This window comes from Streptomyces sp. SAI-135 (genome assembly GCF_029893805.1).
Taxonomy (GTDB): Bacteria; Actinomycetota; Actinomycetes; order Streptomycetales; family Streptomycetaceae; genus Streptomyces.
Map to the genome: position 1 here is coordinate 5,597,891 of NZ_JARXYP010000002.1, position 20,208 is coordinate 5,618,098.

Annotated in this window: 12 protein-coding genes, 1 pseudogene and 1 riboswitch; of the genes and pseudogenes, 6 read left to right on the plus strand and 7 right to left on the minus strand. The window is 72.7% G+C overall.

What is annotated here, in order from left to right:
- Positions 1–2: 2 nt before the first annotated feature.
- Positions 3–1,064, minus strand: coding sequence for an NlpC/P60 family protein (locus M2163_RS29990; protein ID WP_280895527.1), 1,062 nt, complete (start codon positions 1,062–1,064; stop codon positions 3–5).
- Between the two features lie 456 nt (positions 1,065–1,520).
- Between M2163_RS29990 and M2163_RS29995 the strand changes: the two genes are divergently transcribed.
- Positions 1,521–1,874: a hypothetical protein gene (locus M2163_RS29995; RefSeq protein WP_280849777.1), complete on the plus strand. Its 354-nt coding sequence runs from the start codon at positions 1,521–1,523 to the stop codon at positions 1,872–1,874.
- On the opposite strand, the gene M2163_RS30000 is transcribed toward M2163_RS29995, so the two are convergent.
- A complete protein-coding gene (locus M2163_RS30000) occupies positions 1,852–2,835 on the minus strand; it encodes a tellurite resistance/C4-dicarboxylate transporter family protein (RefSeq protein ID WP_280895528.1) in 984 nt (327 codons plus the stop codon). The genes M2163_RS29995 and M2163_RS30000 overlap by 23 nt on opposite strands.
- Positions 2,836–2,958: 123 nt before the next feature.
- Complete coding sequence (locus tag M2163_RS30005) at positions 2,959–4,104, minus strand: NlpC/P60 family protein (protein ID WP_280895529.1); 1,146 nt, start codon at positions 4,102–4,104, stop codon at positions 2,959–2,961.
- 8 nt (positions 4,105–4,112) lie between these two features.
- Positions 4,113–4,282: riboswitch (cyclic di-AMP (ydaO/yuaA leader) on the minus strand.
- Positions 4,283–4,603: 321 nt separating this feature from the next.
- On the opposite strand from M2163_RS30005, the gene pcrA reads away from it, so the two are divergent.
- Entirely contained in the window at positions 4,604–7,087 is a 2,484-nt protein-coding gene (gene pcrA, locus M2163_RS30010; protein WP_280895530.1) for a DNA helicase PcrA, read from the plus strand.
- 64 nt (positions 7,088–7,151) lie between these two features.
- On the opposite strand, the gene M2163_RS30015 is transcribed toward pcrA, so the two are convergent.
- Together M2163_RS30015 and M2163_RS30020 are read right to left on the minus strand one after the other, a co-directional pair.
- Positions 7,152–8,717 (minus strand): M23 family metallopeptidase, encoded by a 1,566-nt coding sequence (locus tag M2163_RS30015; protein WP_280854119.1) that lies wholly within the window; start codon positions 8,715–8,717, stop codon positions 7,152–7,154.
- Positions 8,718–9,020: 303 nt separating this feature from the next.
- On the minus strand, positions 9,021–9,890 hold the full coding sequence (locus M2163_RS30020; RefSeq protein WP_280849774.1) for an alpha/beta fold hydrolase: 870 nt from the start codon (positions 9,888–9,890) through the stop codon (positions 9,021–9,023).
- A gap of 561 nt (positions 9,891–10,451) precedes the next feature.
- On the opposite strand from M2163_RS30020, the gene M2163_RS30025 reads away from it, so the two are divergent.
- On the plus strand, positions 10,452–10,868 hold the full coding sequence (locus tag M2163_RS30025; protein ID WP_280849773.1) for a cobalamin B12-binding domain-containing protein: 417 nt from the start codon (positions 10,452–10,454) through the stop codon (positions 10,866–10,868).
- A 250-nt stretch (positions 10,869–11,118) separates the two neighbouring features.
- On the opposite strand, the pseudogene M2163_RS30030 reads toward M2163_RS30025, so the two are convergent.
- Together M2163_RS30030 and M2163_RS30035 are read right to left on the minus strand one after the other, a co-directional pair.
- Positions 11,119–12,724, minus strand: a pseudogene (locus M2163_RS30030) (DUF5691 domain-containing protein).
- Between the two features lie 41 nt (positions 12,725–12,765).
- Entirely contained in the window at positions 12,766–14,121 is a 1,356-nt protein-coding gene (locus tag M2163_RS30035) for an SWIM zinc finger family protein (RefSeq protein ID WP_280849771.1), read from the minus strand.
- A 157-nt stretch (positions 14,122–14,278) separates the two neighbouring features.
- On the opposite strand from M2163_RS30035, the gene M2163_RS30040 reads away from it, so the two are divergent.
- The 3 genes from M2163_RS30040 to M2163_RS30050 all read left to right on the plus strand — a co-directional run bounded on the left by M2163_RS30040 (position 14,279) and on the right by M2163_RS30050 (position 20,135).
- Positions 14,279–15,409: an AAA family ATPase gene (locus M2163_RS30040; RefSeq protein WP_280849770.1), complete on the plus strand. Its 1,131-nt coding sequence runs from the start codon at positions 14,279–14,281 to the stop codon at positions 15,407–15,409.
- Between the two features lie 615 nt (positions 15,410–16,024).
- Positions 16,025–18,673 carry a DUF5682 family protein gene (locus M2163_RS30045; protein WP_280897335.1) on the plus strand — a complete coding sequence of 883 codons (2,649 nt, stop codon included), beginning with the start codon at positions 16,025–16,027 and terminating at the stop codon, positions 18,671–18,673.
- Between the two features lie 331 nt (positions 18,674–19,004).
- On the plus strand, positions 19,005–20,135 hold the full coding sequence (locus tag M2163_RS30050) for a VWA domain-containing protein (RefSeq protein ID WP_280854117.1): 1,131 nt from the start codon (positions 19,005–19,007) through the stop codon (positions 20,133–20,135).
- Positions 20,136–20,208: the final 73 nt, after the last annotated feature.

Sequence of the window (20,208 nt, forward strand, 5' to 3'; positions counted from 1 at the left end):
GCTCACACCACGCGCGTCGCGCCCGCGAACGGCATCTCGTCGATGGGTGCCACCCGCACCGGCGCCGACGGGTTCGGGGCGTGGATCATCTGCCCGTTGCCGATGTAGAGGCCGACGTGGCTGATGCCCGAGTAGAAGAAGACCAGGTCGCCGGGGAGGAGTTCGGAGCGGGAGACGCGCCGGCCGGCGTCGATCTGGGCGTAGGTCGTGCGGGGCAGGGAGATGCCCGCGGAGCGGTAGGCGGCCTGGACGAGGCCCGAGCAGTCGAAGGCGTCCGGGCCGGTGGCGCCCCAGACATAGGGGCTGCCGAGCTTGCTGTACGCGTAGGAGATGGCGGCCGCGGCGCGGGAGTTGGGGGCGTCCGTGGTGGCGGCGCCCGGAGCCGTCAGTGCCTCGCGGGCGCCCGGCGTGGCCCGTGAGGCGCGTTCGCCGTCGCCCCCGGGCACCGCTCGTTCCTCGGCCGGCAGCTGGGACATCAGCCGGCGGGCCGCGCCCAGTTTGCCGGTGATCGTCTTCTTGTGGCGCTTCAGTTCCGCCTGGCGCGACTTCAGTGCGGCCAGCTCGACGTGCGCGGCCCCGCGCAGCTGCTCGATCTCCCGCAACTGGCGGCGTACGGTCGCCACGGAGGTGGCCTGGCGGGTGCCGGCGCGTTCGACGAACTCGGCGCTGTCCAGGTACCGGTCGGGGTCGTCGGTCAGCGCGAGCTGCATCGCCGGGTCGAGTCCGCCGCCACGGTACTGCGCCGCGGCGATCGAACCCAGCGCGTCCCGTGCCTCGTTGAGCTGCTCCGTCCTGCGGGCCGCCTCGTCCCGCAGGACGTCCAGCCGGGTCTCGGCCGCGTCCGCCCTCTCCTTCGCGCCGTTGTACTTCTCGGTGGCCTCCTCGGCCTCCTGGTACAGCCGGTCCACCTTCGCCTTGACCTGTTCCGGTGTGAGCTGCGGCTCGGCGTGTCCGATCCCGTCGAAGCCCGTCGCGGTCGCGGCCCCCGCGAGGGCGATCGTCGCTGCCGTACGGACCGTATGGCCGCCGGCCGAGCGCCTGCGGGGCTTGCGGTGCGCTGCCACGTGGACTGCACGTCCTTTCGTACGATCGCCCGCCCCGGGGCTCAGGGACGTACGAACGCCAGGGGGGAGCGGCCGTACGACCGCCCGGGGCGGTGTGCGCGTCCGGCGACGGCCTGCACAGGGGGAGCGGGCCGCCGCCGGACCTTCTCGGCGGTGGTGGCCGACTGCCGCCCCTGGCCCGGGCGGCGGTGGGGAGCCGGTCACCTGGTGGAGGACGCTAAACCTGACCGTGTCCGGGAGGTAACGCGTTGTGCGGAAGTGCCGCCAGGGGACCGGTGGGTGACCGAAGGTGACCGCGCTGCCGGGGTGACGCCGTCGACTTCGCGCGGTGCGCTGACCGAAGTCGGGATTCCGGGACGCGCGGCGGGTGCGGAGTGCTATGGGCCGCATATATGCAAGATCTACTCCCGGGGCCGGTGCGGACCTCCCCGCGGCCGCTGCATAAGCTCCGGCCTCATGGACGTACTCATCCATCTCTTCGTCGGCCTGCACATCATCGGCATCGCCTCGCTGCTCGGCGGCTTCCTCACCCAGATGAAGGCGATGGGCCGGGGCACCGCCCGGTTCGTGCCCGCGATGCTGCACGGCGCCGCGACGATGCTGGTCACCGGAATGATCCTGGTCGGCCTCAACCAGGCCGACGACCAGCACGTCAACAACATCAAGATCGGCGTCAAGCTGGCGCTGCTGATCGTGATCCTCGCACTCGTCTACGTGAAGCGGGACGACGAGAAGGTGGACAAGAGCCTGTTCGGCCTGGTCGGCGCGCTGACCACGGCCAACGTCTTCATCGCGGTGCTGTGGACCTGAGGGCGGCACGGGCGGAGTCGACCGCGCCCGCCGCGACGGCCAGCCAGGCCGCCACGGAGATCCACAGCAGTACCTCGCCGGGTGTCCTCAGCCACGGGATGTCCACGGCGGCGGCGACGGACAGGGTCGCGGCCGCCGTCATCCCCATGGGGAACACGGTGGCCCAGCGGCGCACGTCGTAGCGAAGGCGGGGCCGTACGCACTCGGCCGCCAGCAGGACGGCGTACCAGGCCAGGTCGAGCACCAGCAGGGCGACGGTCACCGCGCGCAGGACGCCGAGGTCGTCGTCGTTCCACAGGTACAGGCGTGCGCTGTCGGCGGCGATGAGCTTCGAGCCGGCCAGCGCGGAGATGGCGAGCGCGCCGCCCGCGATCCACTGGTCGCCCGGCCCCCGGAGCACCTGGCGCAGGTCGAAGTGGAACAGCGCGACGCCGTACAGGACCAGGCCGAGCCAGAACAGCACGAGGGCCGTGTGCGCGAGCCAGGCCGCCGACTCCGCCGCGGCGAGCGTGGCGCCGAGGACCGCGAGGCCCTGGGTGGCCACGCAGCAGAGGAACACCCCGCCGGGCATCCGCCGCTTCCAGTGCCCCACGACGAGCACGATCAGCGGCGGCCACAGCAGCGCGGACAGCGCCAGCAGGGCCTCGGCGAGGGTCTGCCGGCCCAGCACGGACAGACCGGTACCGAGGACGGTGGTCGCGGCCACGGCCGTCAGGGCGCCCGGTGTCCCGGCGTCGGCGACCCATCGCGCGCGCTCCCGCAGCAGTCGTGAGACGAACTCGGCGGCCAGCCCGAGCCAGGCCGCGCAAGCGAGCACCAGGGTGACCCGGGACAGCGTCTCGTGACCGCTGAGATGGAGCCCGACCGAGATGATGCCGGTCGCCATGACGGCGGCCCCGGCCGCGGGCGGGCGCTGCGTCCACCAGAGGCGCAGGGGGGAGTGCGGGGAGGTACCGGACATGTGCCGATGCTAGGAACCTCTCCGCGCGGGGCGAGCTGGGCGCGCACGCGCGCGTGGCGAAATGCACGCGAGTGCGGGCTCCGGAGAACGGCCCCCGGCGCCCGAAGGGCCGGGGGCGGGGACTCAGGCGGGGCGCACCACGCTGTGGATCGCCGACTCGCCGTCGTAGTAGATCGACTCCTCGCGGACGTACGCGCCCGGCTTGGGGGCGTGGATCATCATGCCGTTGCCGATGTAGAGGCCGACATGGCTGATGTCGTCGTAGAAGAAGACCAGGTCACCGGGCTGGGCGTCGGACAGGGAGACCGTGGTGCCGGCGTTGACCTGGTCGTAGGTGACGCGCGGGAGGTCGACGCCGGCGGCCTTCCAGGCGGCCTGGGTGAGCCCTGAGCAGTCGTAGGAGTCGGGGCCGGTGGCGCCCCAGACGTACGGCTTGCCGATCTGCGCGCGGGCGAAGGCGAGGGCCTTGGCGGCCTTGGTGGCGTACGAGGAGTCGGTCGCCGTCGGCGTGCTCTCCTGCGGGGCGGCGGTCTCCTGCGCGGCCTGCTGTGCGGCCTTCTCCGCCGCCGCCTGCTGCTGCGCCAGCTCCGCCGCCCTGCGGGCCGCCTCCTCCTGCTTCTGCTTCTCGATCGCCGCCAGACGCGCCTTCTCCTGGGCGGTCAGCTCCGACAGCAGTGCGCGCGCGTCGGCGAGCTTCTTCTGGACGGTCGCCTTGGCCGTCTTCAGGTCGCTCTGCGTCTCGGTGAGCGTCTGAAGGCTCTGGGAGGCCTCCTGGCGCTTCTTCATCGTCGCGGACTGCTCGGAGACGTAGTCGTCGACCGCGCCCTTCTGACGGTTCGTCAAGCGGCCCATCAGCTGCGTCTGGTCGAAGTAGTCCTGCGGGGTGTCGGCGAGCAGGAAGGTCGCCGTGTCGGGTGCGGCGGCGCCGGTGCGGTACTGGGCCGCGGCGAAGGAACCGAGTTCCTCCCGGGCCTCGTTGAGCTTCTGGGTGCGCTGGGCGACGTCCTCGAGGAGCGTGTCGACCTGCTTGCGCTGCTTTGCCGTCTTCTCCTTGGCCGCGTTGTAGTTGTCGGTCGCGGACTCGGCCTGGCGGTAGAGGGCGTCGACCTTCTTCTCGACCTCTTCGAGACTCGGCCGGTCGTCGGCCGGTGCGGCGTTCGCCGACTGGGAGAGCAGGGCCACGGAGGTGAGGGCGGCCGTCGCGAGGGCCGGGGTCCGTATGCCTGCGACGCGCGTACCGACGGGACGCGACTTGCGGTGCGACGCCAAGGGAGGCGACTCCTTCCCGTGCTCCGCCTACCGGGTTAGCTGTCGGGTTCGGGCGCGGTGCTTCGGAAGGTTTGCCCTACGGCTCTCCCCTGCGCGGGAGGCGGCCGATTCACCCCAGGTTCGGTGGGTCCCCGGCTCCGGGCGCGCGGCGGCGCTGCGGACTCGGCGGAGGCCGTGCGGCCCGGCGAGGTTCGCCGGAGGGGGTCGTACGGCCTGCCCGGAACGGTAGCCAACCGGTGTGGCCCCTGTGAAGGTTGATGTTCGATATGCCCGATACATTTTCGTGACCTTCGTCCCGGCCGGGGCTCGGCGTGGGGTGATCCGAAAGGATCTGCCGTGGCTTGGACGGATTCGGCCCTCTCCGGGCCGGGGAGAGGCGGACGCGGCTGTGTCCGTCACCGGATCCTCACCCGCTGCGGAAGATCATCGGCTGCCGATACGGGCGGATGTTCCCGGGGCGGCGCGGTCTGTCAGTGGGGCACCCTAGACTCGGAGAGCGATGAGCAGCCTCTTTGACGACAGCTTCCTGGCGGACCTCCAGCCCCCTCGCGGGCACGGGGAGGAGCCCCCGCCGCCGCCCGAGGACGAGCACGGACCGGAGCAGGTTCCGGACGACCTGTTCGGTGGGAAGTTCGACGTGCCCCCGGACCGTGACGCCTACTACCGCGACGGCGCCCCGCGCCCCGTGGTGGACCCGGCCGCGCTCCTGGAGGGGCTGAACGAGAACCAGCGCGCGGCCGTCGTGCACTCCGGCACCCCGCTGCTCATCGTGGCCGGCGCCGGCTCCGGCAAGACCCGGGTGCTCACCCACCGCATCGCCCACCTGCTCGGCGAGCGCCAGGTCCACCCCGGCCAGATCCTCGCGATCACCTTCACCAACAAGGCCGCGGGCGAGATGAAGGAGCGCGTCGAGCAGCTCGTGGGCCCGCGCGCGAACGCGATGTGGGTCATGACCTTCCACAGCGCCTGCGTGCGGATCCTGCGCCGGGAGTCGAAGAAGCTCGGGTTCACCTCGTCCTTCTCGATCTACGACGCCGCCGACTCCAAGCGGCTCATGGCCCTGGTCTGCCGCGACCTGGACCTCGACCCCAAGCGGTACCCGCCGAAGTCCTTCAGCGCCAAGATCAGCAACCTGAAGAACGAGCTGATCGACGAGGAGGACTTCGCCGCCCAGGCCGGCGACGGCTTCGAGAAGACCCTCGCCCAGGCGTACGCCATGTACCAGTCACGCCTCCGCGAGGCGAACGCCCTCGACTTCGACGACCTGATCATGACGACGGTCAATCTGCTCCGGGCGTTCCCCGATGTCTCCGAGCACTACCGCCGCCGCTTCCGGCATGTCCTCGTCGACGAGTACCAGGACACCAACCACGCGCAGTACGCGCTGGTCAGGGAGCTGGTCGGCACCTCGGAGCACCCGGTCGACGTACCGCCGAGCGAGCACGACCTGCCGCCCGCCGAGCTCTGTGTCGTCGGTGACGCCGACCAGTCGATCTACGCCTTCCGCGGCGCGACCATCCGCAACATCCTCCAGTTCGAGGAGGACTACCCCGACGCGACGACGATCCTCCTGGAACAGAACTACCGCTCCACCCAGACGATCCTCACCGCCGCCAACGCCGTCATCGAGCGCAACGAGTCCCGCCGCCCCAAGAACCTGTGGACCAACGCGGGCGCGGGCGCGCGCATCACCGGCTACGTCGCCGACACCGAGCACGACGAGGCGCAGTTCGTCGCCGACGAGATAGACCGCCTCACGGACGCGGGGGAGGCGAAGGCCGGAGACGTCGCCGTCTTCTACCGCACCAACGCGCAGTCCCGTGTCTTCGAAGAGGTCTTCATCCGCGTCGGCCTGCCCTACAAGGTCGTCGGCGGCGTCCGCTTCTACGAGCGCAAGGAGGTCCGGGACGTCCTGGCCTACCTGCGCGTCCTCGCCAACCCCGAGGACTCCGTGCCGCTGCGCCGGATCCTCAACGTCCCCAAGCGGGGCATCGGCGACCGTGCCGAGGCGATGATCGACGCCCTGTCCCAGCGCGAGAAGATCAGCTTCCCGCAGGCGCTCAAGCGCGTCGACGAGGCGTACGGCATGGCCGCGCGCTCCACCAACGCCGTGAAGCGGTTCAACGTCCTGATGGAGGAGCTCCGTACGATCGTCGAGTCCGGCGCGGGCCCCGCGACCGTGCTGGAGGCGGTCCTCGAACGGACCGGCTACCTCGCCGAGTTGCAGGCATCCACCGACCCCCAGGACGAGACCCGCATCGAGAACCTCCAGGAACTCGCCGCCGTGGCCCTGGAGTTCGAGCAGGAGTCCGGCGAGGGCGAGGAGCCGGGTTCGCTCTCCGACTTCCTGGAGCGGGTCGCGCTCGTCGCCGACTCCGACCAGATCCCCGACGAGGACGAGGACGGCTCCGGCGTCATCACCCTGATGACCCTGCACACCGCCAAGGGCCTGGAGTTCCCGGTCGTCTTCCTCACCGGCATGGAGGACGGCGTCTTCCCGCACATGCGCGCCCTCGGCCAGACCAAGGAGCTGGAGGAGGAGCGGCGGCTGGCCTACGTCGGCATCACGCGCGCGCGTGAGCGGCTGTATCTGACCCGGTCCTCGCTGCGCAGCGCGTGGGGGCAGCCGTCGTACAACCCGCCCTCCCGCTTCCTGGAGGAGATCCCGGCGCAGCACGTCGACTGGAAGCGCACGGGCGCGTCCGCCGCTCCCGCGGGACCGGTCTCGGCGGTCGCCGCCTCGCTGTCGTCGTCCCGTTCGCGTTCCTCGGCGTCGGGCGCGTCCGGCTTCGCGACGCGCAGGACCTCCGAGAAGCCGGTGGTGTCCCTGGCCGTCGGCGACCGGGTCACCCACGACCAGTTCGGTCTCGGCACGGTGGTCGGGGTGAAGGGCACGGGCGCGAACGCCGAGGCGACGATCGACTTCGGGGAGGCGAAGCCGAAGCGGCTGCTGCTGCGGTACGCGCCGGTGGAGAAGCTGTAGCTCCGGGCGGAGGCTGGGCCCGGGAGGGTTACGTCGGGTCCAGCCGGTGGCTGTGCAGCGGCGGTTACGTCGGGTCCAGCCCGTGGCTGCGCAGCCACGGCAGCGGGTCTATCGCCGAACCGCCCGCCGGGTGCACCTCGAAGTGCAGGTGGGGTCCGGTCGAGTTCCCGGAGTTGCCCGAGTAGGCGATGGGGTCGCCGGCCTTGACCGTCGTACCGGAGGCGACGCGGTAGCTGGAGAGGTGGCAGTACCACGTCTCCGTGCCGTCCTTCGCCGTCACGACCATCATGTTGCCGTACGCGCTGTTCCACTGCGTCCGCACGGTGCCGTCGGTCGCGGCCATCACCGTCGTGCCGTACGACACCGGGAAGTCGATGCCGGTGTGGACGGACATCCAGTTGACGCCGGACTGGCCGTAGTAGGCGCTGAGCCCGCGCTGCGCGACCGGAAGCGCGAACTTCGGGCGCAGCCGCTCCTTGCGGGCCGCCTCCTCCGCCGCCTTCTTCTTCTCGGCCACCTGCTGGGCCTTGAGGTCGATGCGTTCCTGCGTACGGCTGGCCCGGTCGGCGAAGTCGTCGGCACCGGCCGAGAGGCTCTCGAGCTGGGTGTCCAGCTTGTTGTTCGCGACGGACGGCTTGACGGCGCTGGTGTCCGCGAGGGTCGTCGAGGTGTCCTTGTCGTCGCCGGTCAACGTGCCGACCGAGGCGGCGGCGATCCCGGCGACCCCCATGACGCACGCCGAGGGCACGGCGATCGTCAGCAGCGCGGAGCGCTTGGCGGGCATACGGCGGCGGGAGCGGTTGGCGTTGCGCGCGGCGACGCGGGAGCCGGGGGCGGGCGCCGGCGCCTGAGGCGGCTCCTCCTGGTCGTCCAGGAGCGGGGCTTCGGCGTCGTGGACGGCGGGCATCTCGCCGGTGGCCGTGGTGGCGGAGGTGTCCGGGTCGGCGTGCAACTCGCCGTCGTGCGAGGTGTGCTCCGCGTAGGCGTCGCCGTAAGGATTCGCCTCGCCGTACGCGTGGCTCTCGTCGTAGGCGTGGGTTTCGTCGTACGCCTGGCTCTCGTCGTACCTGGCCTGCTCGAAGGTGGCCGTCTGCTGCTGGTCGGCCGCCGTGCCGTCGGAGTTCCACTGCGTGGCGTCGTACGCCCCGGTGTCGAAGCTCTGGGTGCCCCATTCCCACTGCTGGGTCTGGTCGGCCGGGACCGCGGACACGTCCGGCTGGTGCCAGGAGCTCGCGTCCCACTGCCCGGAGTGGTCGACGCTGCCGCCCTGCGGCGGGATCGCGGCGAGCTGCTGGTGGTCGGCGCCCCACTGCGCGGTGTCGTACGCGCCGGTGTCGTAGGCGGCGTGGTGCTGCGCCGCGTACATGTCGTAGTTCAGGGTCTGGTGACCGCCGGTGGTCCACGTCGAGGCGTCGTACGAACCGGTCGCGTCGCCCGGCATGTTGCCGAAGAGCGGGTCGGTCTCGAAGGTGCCGGTGGTGTGCGCACCGCCGTCCGGGGTACCCGCGGTGCTGAAACCGGTGGCGTCGTAGCCGCCGTACGTGGTGAAGTCGCCGTACTGGGCTTCCTGGGTGCCGTACGACGCGTAGTGCGACGAGTCGGCGTCGGAAGCCGGAGCCGGGGTGGTCATTGTCCCCGACGGGTGACGGTCGTTCACCAACTTCTCTTTCGCCTCGACAACAGGGGCTGCCAGAGCAGTGCGGCGACTGTACCCGGCGGTACGCGGGCGCGACAATCTTCAACTGGTTTCGGGCGCGCAGGAAACGGGCATTCGGCCGTGTTTCGGAGGACTGCGGGCGCGACCTTGGCTCTGTGTTCGAAGTCTGTTCGATGCCGGAACGCGGTTCCCGGGCTCTCCGCGCGTTGTCGGCGGCCTGTGGGGCGAGCTCCCGGCCGCCTGCGTCCGGGCGGTGCCGGGGGTCCGATACGACCGTTACGCCACGGTCAGTCCGCCCGCGCGGCCGGCCGTCTCCTCCCCGGGCCGTGCGGTGTCGAGCACCTGGCGTATGCCGGTCGCCACGGCGGGATGCACCGGCAGGGCGAGATGTCCGATCCCGCTCACCCGGACGTTCTCCGCCAGCAGGTCCTCGTGGTCGATGCAGGCGGTCTCCAGGGGGTCCATCAGGTGGTCGAGGTCGCTCCAGAAGCTGACGAAGTGCGTACGGCAGCCCGGGGCCGGCCGAGTGAGCTCCTCGAGCAACTCCGAGCCGGGGCGCATCTGGCGCACGATCGGGTGTGCGTTGGCCAGCGGCACCACCCGGGTGCCGGAGTGCGGGGTGCCGAGCGTCACCAGCGTGCGGACCCGGGCGTCGCCGCCGAGGCGCTGCACGTAGTACCGCGCGATCAGGCCGCCGAGGCTGTGCCCGACGACATCGACCCGCTCGCTGCCCGTGCGCTCGCAGATTCCCTCTATGTGGCGGCCCAGCAGCTCCGCCGCGGCCCGGATGTCACAGGTCAGCGGGGAGTAGTTGAGCGACTCGATCTGCTGCCTGCCGTGCTGGGCGAGACTGCGGCGCAGGAGGACGAAGACCGAGCGGTTGTCGATGAAGCCGTGCAGGAGAACCACCGGCGGCTTGGCCTCGGTCGGCAGCTGCGAGGCGCCGTCCTCTGCCGCGGGGAGCGGGGACACGGGGAAGCGGCGCTCCTGGGTGATGCCGGACGGGTACAGGAGGAGATGTCCCGCGAGGATCGCGATCTCGAGCGCGGTCGCCTTCAGGAGAGCCAGGGAGAGTCCCGCCAGCCTGCCGGGAAGCAGACGCTGGCAGAGCGGGAGAAGGGGCAGCGCCGCCTTGGTGACCTTCATGGCCGACCTCCTGTCGGCACACGGGAGGACGGCTCCGTCCCCCGTGTGCGCTCATGGGGAGTCGCGGCGAAGGTCGTCGACGCCGGCGTGGCGCGAGTGGGGCGCGGGGGATGGGTACGGCGGTCGGCGCTGGGTTCCGGGGTCGCCGGACGGGCCGGCGGAACTGACGGAACCGGTGGTGCGGGCGACGCCGACGATGCCGGTGCTTGATCCGGTCGTATCGGTGGTGCCGATGGTGCTCGTGGTGCTGGTGGTGCGCCGGTGACGTGACGAGCCGCCCTGTCGGCGTGGCGACGAGGCTCCCCGCTGTCGTGCCTTACCTGTCCTACGTGCCCTTCGTGCCGTCGCCGGCGCGCCGCGCCACCGGTGCGCGCGGTCTGCGGCGCGGCGGTGCGGCGACCTCGTTGCGGCTCCCGAACGGGTCCCATCATGTGATTTCCCCCTCGGTGCCTGATGCGAAACTGCATGGGTGCGAGATGGCGGCGATAACGTTCGTTCACATTCCCGGTCTGTGCGGTACTAGTCGGTAGGAATGCACGCAGTCGGTTCATGGAGGCAGTGATGGGTGTGACAGCCGGTCCGATCCGCGTGGTGGTGGCCAAGCCGGGGCTCGACGGTCATGACCGTGGCGCCAAGGTGATCGCGAGGGCGCTGCGTGACGCGGGCATGGAGGTCATCTACACCGGCCTCCACCAGACTCCCGAGCAGATCGTCGACACGGCGATCCAGGAGGACGCCGACGCGATCGGGCTCTCCATCCTCTCCGGCGCCCACAACACGTTGTTCGCCGCGGTGATCGACCTGCTCAGGGAGCGGGAGGCCGAGGACATCCTGGTGTTCGGCGGCGGGATCATCCCCGAGGCGGACATTCCCCCGCTGAAGGAGAAGGGGGTCGCGGAGATCTTCACGCCGGGGGCGACGACCCAGTCGATCGTGGACTGGGTCCGGGAGAACGTACGGCAGCCTGCGGGGGCGTAGGGGCGGGGTGCCTCTGTCTGGTGCCTGGAGGGTCGAGGTCAGTGCGGGGTGCGGGCTGGGCGGGGGCCGGTGACGCGGTTCCTGCGCCCGGGCGCGGGCCCCGCCCGGTCGGCGGGCGGCGGGCACGGCGGGTGCGGCGGGCACGGTGAGTGTGGCGGGCGGGCACCGACCGCCTGCGCGCCGAACGTTCAGGCACCGACTGCTCACGCACCGACTGCTCACGCACCGACCGCTCGTGCACGGCACCCGACTACGCGCCCCGCAACTCCTCCGCCATCGCCGCCCGCAACCGCAGGGTCGTCACCAAGCGCTGGAACGCCTCCGCCCAGTAACCGCCCGCCCCCGGACTGGCGTCCTCCCCCTCGTCGGGCACCGCCATCAGCCCCTCCAGGCGCCCGGCTTCGGCCGGATCGAGACACCGCTCCGCCAGCCCCATCACCCCGCTGAAACTCCACGGATAGCTCCCCGCGTCCCGGGCGATGTTGAGCGCGTCGACCACCGCCCGCCCGAGCGGCGCGGACCACGGCACTCTGCACACCCCCAGCAGCTGAAACGCCTCCGACAACCCGTGCGTCGCGATGAACCCGGCGACCCATTCGGCCCGCTCGGCGGAGTCGAGCGTGTCCAGCAGCTTGGCCCGCTCCGCCAGCGACACCGCCCCAGGCCCCCCGGCCTCCGGCGCCGCGGGCGTCCCGAGCAGCGCCCGGGCCCATCCGGCGTCCCGCTGCCGTACGGCCGGCCCGGCACCAGGCCGCGTGCAGGTCGTTCCGCCAGTCGTCCGCCACCGGCAGCGCCACGATCTCCGCCGGCGTGCGCCCGCCGAGCCGCCCCGGCCACCCGCCCAACGGCGCGGCCTCCACCAACTGCCCGAACCACCACGACCGTTGCCCCCGCCCCGACGGAGCCTTCGCCACGACGCCGTCGCGCTCCATGCCCGAGTCGCACTCGTGCGGCGCCTCGACGACGATCGTCGGCGTGTCCCGGGTGTGGTCGAGGGCCACGCACGCCCCGGCCCTGACCGCCATCCGCGCGGCCAGCGCCGACCCCGGCAGCGCGGACAGCAACTCCGCCGCCGTGGCCCGCACATTGCGGCTCCGGTCGGCCAGCGCCTGCTCCAGGAACGGCTCGTCGTCCGGGCCCAGCCCGGTCCGCAGCGAGTCGAGGAACATCAGCCGGTCCTCGGCCCGCTCGGTCGCCCACGTCCTCGCGAGCAGTTCCCGCGCGGCGGCGGGCTCCCGGGCACGTATCGCCGCCAGGAGTGCCACCCGCTCGGCGAACAGTCCCTCCTCCCAGAGGAGGTGGATGCCCGCGGTGTCCTGCGGCGACGGCAGCGCCGCTCCGCCGCCGGGGGTCGCCCGCAGGGCGAACCGCCAGTCGGGGTTCAGCCGGGCGAGCCAGGTGGCACGCGAGCCCGCGAACGCCAGCGCCGCAGGTCGCAGATCCGTCCGCCCCCGGGCCGCGTCCAGCAGTGCGGGCAGCAGCTGCGGGGGCGCCGCATAACCGCGGTCGTTCGCCGCCGCGAGCCACTGCGGGAGCAGCTCCATCAGATCCGGTGCCGTCCCCCTGCGGCCGGCGCCACCCGCGCCCGGCCGGTCGGCGAGCAGCATCGCGAGCCGGCGGGCCGCCGCCGCGGGCAGTGGCGGGCGCGGGTCCTCCGGCGCCGGCTGCGGCCGCTGTGCCGCGCGCGTGGGCCTGAGCCCGGCCCGCCGCCGTACGGTCTCCACGGCCGCCGCGTCCAGCAACGCCACTGGCGCCTCGGGCCCGGGCTCTACCCCGGGCGGCGTACGGCGCGCGGTGCCGAGCAGGGCCGAGGTGACGAGCTCCTCCCAGGCGTCCGGTGCGGAGGTCCTGTCCATGCGGTTCCTTTCCGTCCGGTCGATTACTGGGCCGGTTCCGTTCAGCACAGTTGCACCGCCTCGCCCGGGCCCTCGGGCCATGCGGTCAGCGGGGTGAAGCCGCGGTGACCGCACTCGCCGAAGACCTTCACCGGAGCCCCGCCCGAGAGCGCGACCAGGCGCCACAGACCCGGGCGTGAGCGGGCGGAGGCGGTGAGCGGCAGGGCCGAGTCGCCCTCGGCGTCGGCCAGCTGCCAGGAGTCCCCGTCCGGGGCCGGTATCACCCGGTCCAGGGTCACCGGCACGGAGTCGAGCCACGGGTCGTCCCGCAGTGCCTCGCCGTAGCGGGCGGCCGCCTGGTCGGTCGTCACTCCCGGCGGGCGCGTCACCGAGGGCGCGGGCGGCGCGAACCGCTCGCCGAGTGCCGCCCGCACCTGACCGGTACCGGGATAGGCGGACACCTCCGCCTCCAGCTCCAGCCCCACCGGCAGGGCCAGTTCGGGGGCGCGTCCGGCGGCGCCGTAGGAAAGGAGCAGGGCGGTGCGGCCCGAGTCCGTGCCGTGCAGCCAGATCCGGCGGGTCGTCAGACGGGCGTCCGCCGTGTCGTACTGGGCCAGGACCAGCCAGCGGTCCCGTATCGCAGGGCCGTCCGCCGATGCCGGCAGGCCGATCCGGGAACGGACCGTCGACGCGAGGCCGTCCGGCAGCCGCTCACGGCGCAGCCAGCCCCGGTCGAGGAGATGGACGAGAGCGCACTCCTCCAGCAGCCGCACCGGCCAGCCCGGACCGGACGACGGGATGGACCCCAACTCCCGCACCCGGCCGGCGAGTCCCGGAGCCTGGGCGTCGACCATGCGGGCGGCCGTCTCCTCCCACATGCCGTAGCCCGCCTGCTCCGCCCCCGCCAGACCGCCGCGCAGCAGATCCGCCAGCCGCTGCTCCAGCTCCGTGGCCCCCGCGGTGATCCGCACGGCTCGGCGCTCCGCCCTGCGCCGCGCCGCCTCCGGATCACCGGACCCGGCGGAGGAACCGCCCGCGTCCGCCGCCCGCCTCTCCTGCGCCCGCTGCCTTCTCCCCTCCATCCACTGCTCCGCCCAGTCCGGCGCCGGGCCCGGCGGCACCGCACCCTCCCCGCCCGCCCAGAGCAGCAGCAGTCCGAGCGCGTGCTTGCACGGGAACTTGCGGCTCGGGCAACTGCACTTGTACGCCGGGCCCGCGGCGTCCGCGATGTCGATGACCGTCTGATACGGCTTGCTGCCGCTGCCCTTGCACAGCCCCCACACCGTCCCCTCGTCGGAACTCCCCGCCTCGGTCCACGGCCCGGCCGCGCCGAGTTTGCTTCCGGCTTTGCGTGAGGCGGCGTCAGGAGCCAGTGCCAGCACCTGATCCGCCGTCCAGCGCACCCCCTGCTGAGTCATGCCATCGAAGGTAGATCCCCCCACTGACAATCGGCCTCGGGCCGACCGCTGCTCGGGCCCTCGCGAGCACGTTTCCGCAGGTCGGATCGCATTGTCAGTGGCGTGGTGCACGGTTGGTGACAGATCCGAACCGGCGGAGCTGGAGGGGGCCTCAGCCATGTCTGTGTCCGTTGAACCGACGACCGTGGGACCGAAGCAGGGGGAGCAGGGGGAGGCGTTGCGGCCGCATGCCGAGGACGCCTTCGCCGGTGAACTCGCCGCGCTGGCCGCGCAGGACGACCGCCCGCGCCCGGCCCGCTGGAAGCTGTCACCGTGGGCGGTGGCCACCTACCTCCTCGGCGGCACCCTGCCGGACGGCACGGTGATCACTCCGAAGTATGTGGGCCCGCGGCGCCTCGTCGAGGTCGCCGTCACCACGCTCGCCACCGACCGCGCCCTCCTGCTGCTGGGCGTGCCCGGCACCGCCAAGACCTGGGTCTCCGAGCACCTCGCCGCGGCGGTCAGCGGTGACTCGACGCTGCTCGTGCAGGGCACGGCGGGCACGCCCGAGGAGGCGATCCGGTACGGCTGGAACTACGCACAGCTCCTCGCCAACGGTCCGAGCCGTGACGCCCTCGTGCCGAGTCCGGTGATGCGGGCCATGGCGGAGGGGATGACGGCGCGGGTGGAGGAGCTGACCCGGATCCCGGCCGACGTGCAGGACACGCTCATCACGATCCTGTCCGAGAAGACGCTGCCGATACCGGAGCTGGGCTCGGAGGTGCAGGCAGTCCGCGGCTTCAACCTCATCGCCACGGCCAACGACCGCGACCGCGGGGTCAACGACCTTTCCAGCGCCCTGCGCCGCCGCTTCAACACGGTCGTGCTGCCGCTGCCGGAGAGCGTGGAGGCCGAGGTCGACATCGTCTCGCGCCGCGTCGACCAGATCGGCCGCTCGCTGGACCTGCCGGAAGCACCCGACGGCATCGCCGAGATCCGCCGTGTCGTGACCGTCTTCCGCGAGCTGCGCGACGGGGTGACGTCCGACGGCCGCACCAAGCTCAAGTCACCCAGCGGCACGCTGTCGACGGCCGAGGCGATCTCCGTCGTCACCAACGGGCTCGCCCTGGCAGCCCACTTCGGTGACGGCGTCCTGCGCGCCGGGGACGTGGCCGCGGGCATCCTCGGCGCGGTCGTCCGCGATCCGGCCGCCGACCGGGTCATCTGGCAGGAGTACCTGGAGGCGGTCGTCCGCGAGCGGGACGGCTGGAAGGACTTCTACCGGGCGTGCCGGGAGGTGAGCGCGTGAGCGATGGCTAGGGGGGCGGGCGTGCGTGAGTGACGGCCTGCGGTTCGCGCGGATGGGCGGGGGCGAGGTGGCGGCCGGTTCGGGCGGGCTGACAGGGGTGAGATGGCGGTCGGGTTCGGGCGGGCTGCCGGGGGCCGGGGGCGGGGCCCGGGGGAGGCCGGTAGGGGCGCGAGGTCGGTCGGGCCCGGGGTGGAGACCGGGCGGGCCGACGGGTGCGGGCGGTGGGCCGGGGGAGCACGGGGCGCCGGACCGGACCGGGGCGCCCGTGGGCTGGGCGAGGGCGGTCGAAGCGTGCGGCGACGGCGGAGACGAGGAGGACGGTCGTGACTGGTGTCGAGTGGAGCGGCGGCAACGGGACCGGACGGGGCGGCGAGGACGACTCCAAGTGGCCCCGGAGGGGAAGCGGACGGCGTGACGAGCGTGGATGAGGTGGAGGGCGGAGTGGCCGGCGCCTCCGGGGAGGCCGGGGGCGAGGGGGCGGCTGGAGTGAGGGGGCCCGAAGGCGGGGGCGAGGGGGCGGCTGAAGTGAAGGGGCCCGAGGGCGGGGACGGGGATGTGGTCGGCGTGGGTGTTCATGACGGTGAGGGTGTGGCCCGCGGCGGTGTCCGAGCGGGAGTGAGGGACGCCGGGTCCGGGCCGCTGCTGCTCGGGGTGCGGCATCACGGACCCGGATCGGCGCGGGCCGTGCGGGCCGCGTTGGAGGCGGCCCGGCCCCGGGTCGTGCTGATCGAGGGGCCGCCCGAGGCCGACGTGTTGATCCCGCTGGCCGCGGAGGAGGACATGCGACCGCCGGTGGCGCTGCTCGCCCATGCCGTGGACGAGCCCGGACGTTCGGCGTTCTGGCCGCTCGCCGAGTTCTCCCCGGAGTGGGTGGCGATCCGCTGGGCGCTGGAGCACGAGGTCCCGGCCCGTTTCATCGACCTGCCGACCACGCACACGTTGGCTTGGGGGAGAGACGAGGGGCGCGACGGGCCGACGGAGCAGGGGGACGAGTCCGCCGCCCAGCTACCGGGGCCGCCGGAGCCCAGCGGGTCCGGTGCACCGGCCACGCAGGACACCCGGCCGTCGGGTGTGAGCGACGGCGGGACTCCGGACACACGTGGCACCGGCCAGTCCGGCGAACGCTCCGCTCAGGGGGAAGCGGACGCAGTGCCCGCAGGCGGGGACACCGCTCCGGGCGGGGAGCCCGCCGTTCACGAGGCCGTCCGGGTGGATCCGCTCGGGGTGCTTGCCGAGGCTGCCGGGTACGACGATCCCGAGCGGTGGTGGGAGGACGTCGTCGAGCACCGGGGTGCCGGGCAGGGGGACGTGTTCGAGCCGTTCACCGTGCTGGAAGAGGCGATGGGGGTCCTGCGGGAGACGTACGGCACCGGTGGACACGACCGGGACCTGGTGCGGGAGGCGTACATGCGGCTCCAGGTGCGGGCGGCACAGCGGGAGTTCGGGGACGATGTGGCCGTGGTGTGCGGCGCCTGGCACGTGCCCGCGCTGCGGCGCAAGAGCACGGTCGCCGCCGACAAGGCCCTGTTGAAGGGGCTGCCCAAGGTCAAGGCGGACATGACGTGGGTGCCGTGGACGCATCGCCGGCTGTCGCGGCACAGCGGTTACGGCGCGGGAATCGACTCGCCCGGCTGGTACGGGCACCTGTTCGGCGCACCGGACCGGCCTGTCGAGCGGTGGCTCACCAAGGTGGCGGGGCTGTTGCGCGAGGAGGACCGGATCGTGTCCTCGGCGCACGTCATCGAGGCCGTACGACTGGCCGAGACACTCGCGGCCATGCGCGGCCGCCCCCTGCCCGGCCTGAGCGAGACGACCGACGCGGTGCGGGCGGTGATGTGCGAGGGCTCGGACGTGCCCTTGGCGCTGGTGCACGACCGGCTGGTGGTCGGGGACGTCCTGGGCGAGGTGCCGCAGACGGCGCCCGCGGTGCCGTTGCAGCGGGACCTCGACCGGATCCAGCGGCGGCTTCGGCTCAAACCGGAGGCGCTGGAGCGGGAGTTGGAGCTGGACCTGCGCAAGGAGAACGACGCCGCGCGCAGCAGGCTGCTGCACCGGCTGCGGCTCCTGGGCGTGGCGTGGGGCGAGCCGGCGCTCTCACGGGGGAGCACGGGCACGTTCCGGGAGACGTGGCGGCTGCGGTGGGAGCCGGAGTTGTCGGTGCGGGTCGCCGAGGCGGGGGTGTGGGGGACGACGGTGCTCGCCGCGGCGACGGCCAGGGCGGAGGCGGACGCCGTCTCCGCGGCCGGGCTCTCCGAGGTCACCGCCCTCGCCGAGCGCTGTCTGCTGGCCGAACTCCCCGACGCCCTGCCGACGGTGATGCAGATCCTCGCCGACCGCGCCGCGCTGGACGCGGACGTCGGCCATCTCGCCCAGGCACTGCCGGCCCTGGTCCGTTCCCTGCGCTACGGCGATGTGCGCGGCACCGACACCGGCGCCCTGACGGAGGTCGCCGCCGGCCTCGCCGAACGGGTCTTCGTCGGCCTGCCCCCGGCCTGTGTCGCGCTGGACGCGGAGGCGGCGGAGGAGATGCGGCGCCATGTGGACGCGGTCCACGGGGCGGTGGGGCTGCTGGGCGAGGCAGCGGCACCGGGGGACACGGTGGCGACTGCGGAGCAGGGCGGCGGCGACCCGAGTGCCGTTACGCCGACTGCACCGAGGCCGGCCGGCACGGAGGAGGCGCCGGCACCGGCGCCTCGGGGACTTCGTGGCCGCTGGCAGGCCGTGCTCAAGGTGTTGTCCCTGCGGGACACCGTGCCCGGGGTGATCAGGGGACGGGCTGTGCGACTGCTGCTGGACGACGGGGAGTTGGCGCAGGACGAGGCGGCGCGGCTCATGGGGCTCGTCCTGTCGCCGGGGACGGAGCCGGCGGATGCGGCCGCGTGGATCGAGGGGTTCGTCGGGGGCGGGGCCGGCGGCGGGATGCTGCTCGTGCACGACGAGCGGCTGCTCGGACTCGTCGACGCCTGGCTGACCGGGGTGTCGGCGGAGGCGTTCACCGATGTGCTGCCGTTGCTGCGGCGCACGTTCTCGGCGTACGAGCCGGGAGTGCGCCGGACCCTGGGCGAACTGGTCCGGCGGGGTCCGGGACAGCGGGGGAGCGCGGCGGGGGCCGGTTCCGGGATACCGGGTTTCGGGGACGGCCTCGACAGCGACCGGGCCGACGCCGTGCTGCCGGTGGTGCGGCTGCTGCTCGGCCTGGACGACGACCACGACGACGACTTGGCGGAAGCCGACGACAACGACCTTGCGGGGGTGGCGGGATGACGGCCGAGGTAGCTCGGACACCGGGGAGCGGGGCCGGCAGGACAGTGGCCCCTGCCGGGGACGGGCGTGGGGTCGCACCCGGGAACGGGACCGGGTCGCGGGTGACGCACGGCCCGGTGACGAGCATGACCGTGGTTCCGCTCTGGGACCGGTTCAGGACGGGGGGACGGGCATGACGACCGAGCCGAAGGAGCCGAAGGAGCCGAAGGTGCCGAACGAGCCGACGGAACCGGTTGCCTCACCCACACCCCCTGCGCCCACACCCCCTTCACCCACACCCCCTTCACCCACCCTCCCTTCCCCCACCCTCCCTTCCCCCGACGACGAGCGCCTGCGGCGTTGGCGGCTTGTGCTGGGTGGGGAGGCGGCTGACGGGACCGGGTGCACGCTCAGTGCGCAGGATGCCGCGATGGACGGGGCGTTGAGCGCGCTCTACGGCAGGGGGGACGGGAAGGGTCAGGCGGGGAAGGAGCGTTCGGCGGGGCTCGGGGCCTCGGCACCGTCCGTGGCGCGGTGGCTGGGGGACATCCGGACGTACTTCCCGTCCTCCGTCGTGCAGGTCATGCAGAGGGACGCCATCGACCGGCTCGGGCTGTCCACCCTGCTGCTCGAACCGGAGATGCTGGAGGCGGTCGAGGCCGACGTGCACCTGGTCGGCACGCTGCTCTCGCTCAACAAGGCGATGCCGGAGACGACGAAGGAGACGGCCAGGGCGGTCGTGCGCAAGGTCGTCGAGGATCTGGAGAAGCGGCTCGCCACCCGCACCCGCGCCACGCTCACCGGCGCCCTCGACCGCAGCGCCCGGATCAACAGGCCGCGCCACCACGACATCGACTGGAACCGCACGATCTCGGCCAACCTCAAGCACTACCTGCCCGAGTACCGCACGATCGTGCCCGAGCGGCTCGTCGGCTACGGCCGGGCCTCCCGCTCGGTGAAGAAGGAGGTCGTCCTCTGCATCGACCAGTCGGGGTCGATGGCGGCGTCCGTCGTCTACGCGTCCGTGTTCGGTGCGGTGCTGGCGTCCATGCGGTCGATCGACACACGGCTCGTCGTCTTCGACACGGCGGTCGTCGACCTCACCGACCAGCTCGACGACCCCGTGGACGTGCTCTTCGGGACGCAGCTCGGCGGCGGCACGGACATCAACCGGGCGCTGGCGTACTGCCAGTCGCAGATCACCCGGCCCGCGGAGACGGTGATGGTGCTGATCAGCGACCTCTACGAGGGAGGCATACGCAACGAGATGCTCAAGCGGGTCGCGGCGATGAAGGCGTCCGGGGTGCAGTTCGTGACCCTGCTCGCCCTGTCGGACGAGGGGGCGCCCGCCTACGACCGGGAGCACGCGGCCGCGCTCGCCGCCCTGGGGGCACCGGCGTTCGCCTGTACTCCCGATCTGTTCCCGGAGGTGATGGCGGCGGCGATCGAGAAGCGTCCGCTCCCGATACCGGATCCGGTGTGAACGACGTCCGCATGTTGGAGATTTGTCGACCCTGTTACCTGCGGTTCGCCCAGCAAATCGGACATGACTACGC

Bases quoted from the DNA above. Each gene is read 5' to 3' on its own strand.
- M2163_RS30035 (WP_280849771.1), bottom strand. From the start codon at position 14,121: ATGACTCAGCAGGGGGTGCGCTGGACGGCGGATCAGGTGCTGGCACTG.
- M2163_RS30025 (WP_280849773.1), top strand. From the start codon at position 10,452: ATGGGTGTGACAGCCGGTCCGATCCGCGTGGTGGTGGCCAAGCCGGGG.
- M2163_RS30000 (WP_280895528.1), bottom strand. From the start codon at position 2,835: ATGTCCGGTACCTCCCCGCACTCCCCCCTGCGCCTCTGGTGGACGCAG.
- M2163_RS29995 (WP_280849777.1), top strand. From the start codon at position 1,521: ATGGACGTACTCATCCATCTCTTCGTCGGCCTGCACATCATCGGCATC.
- M2163_RS30020 (WP_280849774.1), bottom strand. From the start codon at position 9,890: ATGAAGGTCACCAAGGCGGCGCTGCCCCTTCTCCCGCTCTGCCAGCGT.
- M2163_RS30015 (WP_280854119.1), bottom strand. From the start codon at position 8,717: ATGACCACCCCGGCTCCGGCTTCCGACGCCGACTCGTCGCACTACGCG.
- M2163_RS30040 (WP_280849770.1), top strand. From the start codon at position 14,279: ATGTCTGTGTCCGTTGAACCGACGACCGTGGGACCGAAGCAGGGGGAG.
- pcrA (WP_280895530.1), top strand. From the start codon at position 4,604: ATGAGCAGCCTCTTTGACGACAGCTTCCTGGCGGACCTCCAGCCCCCT.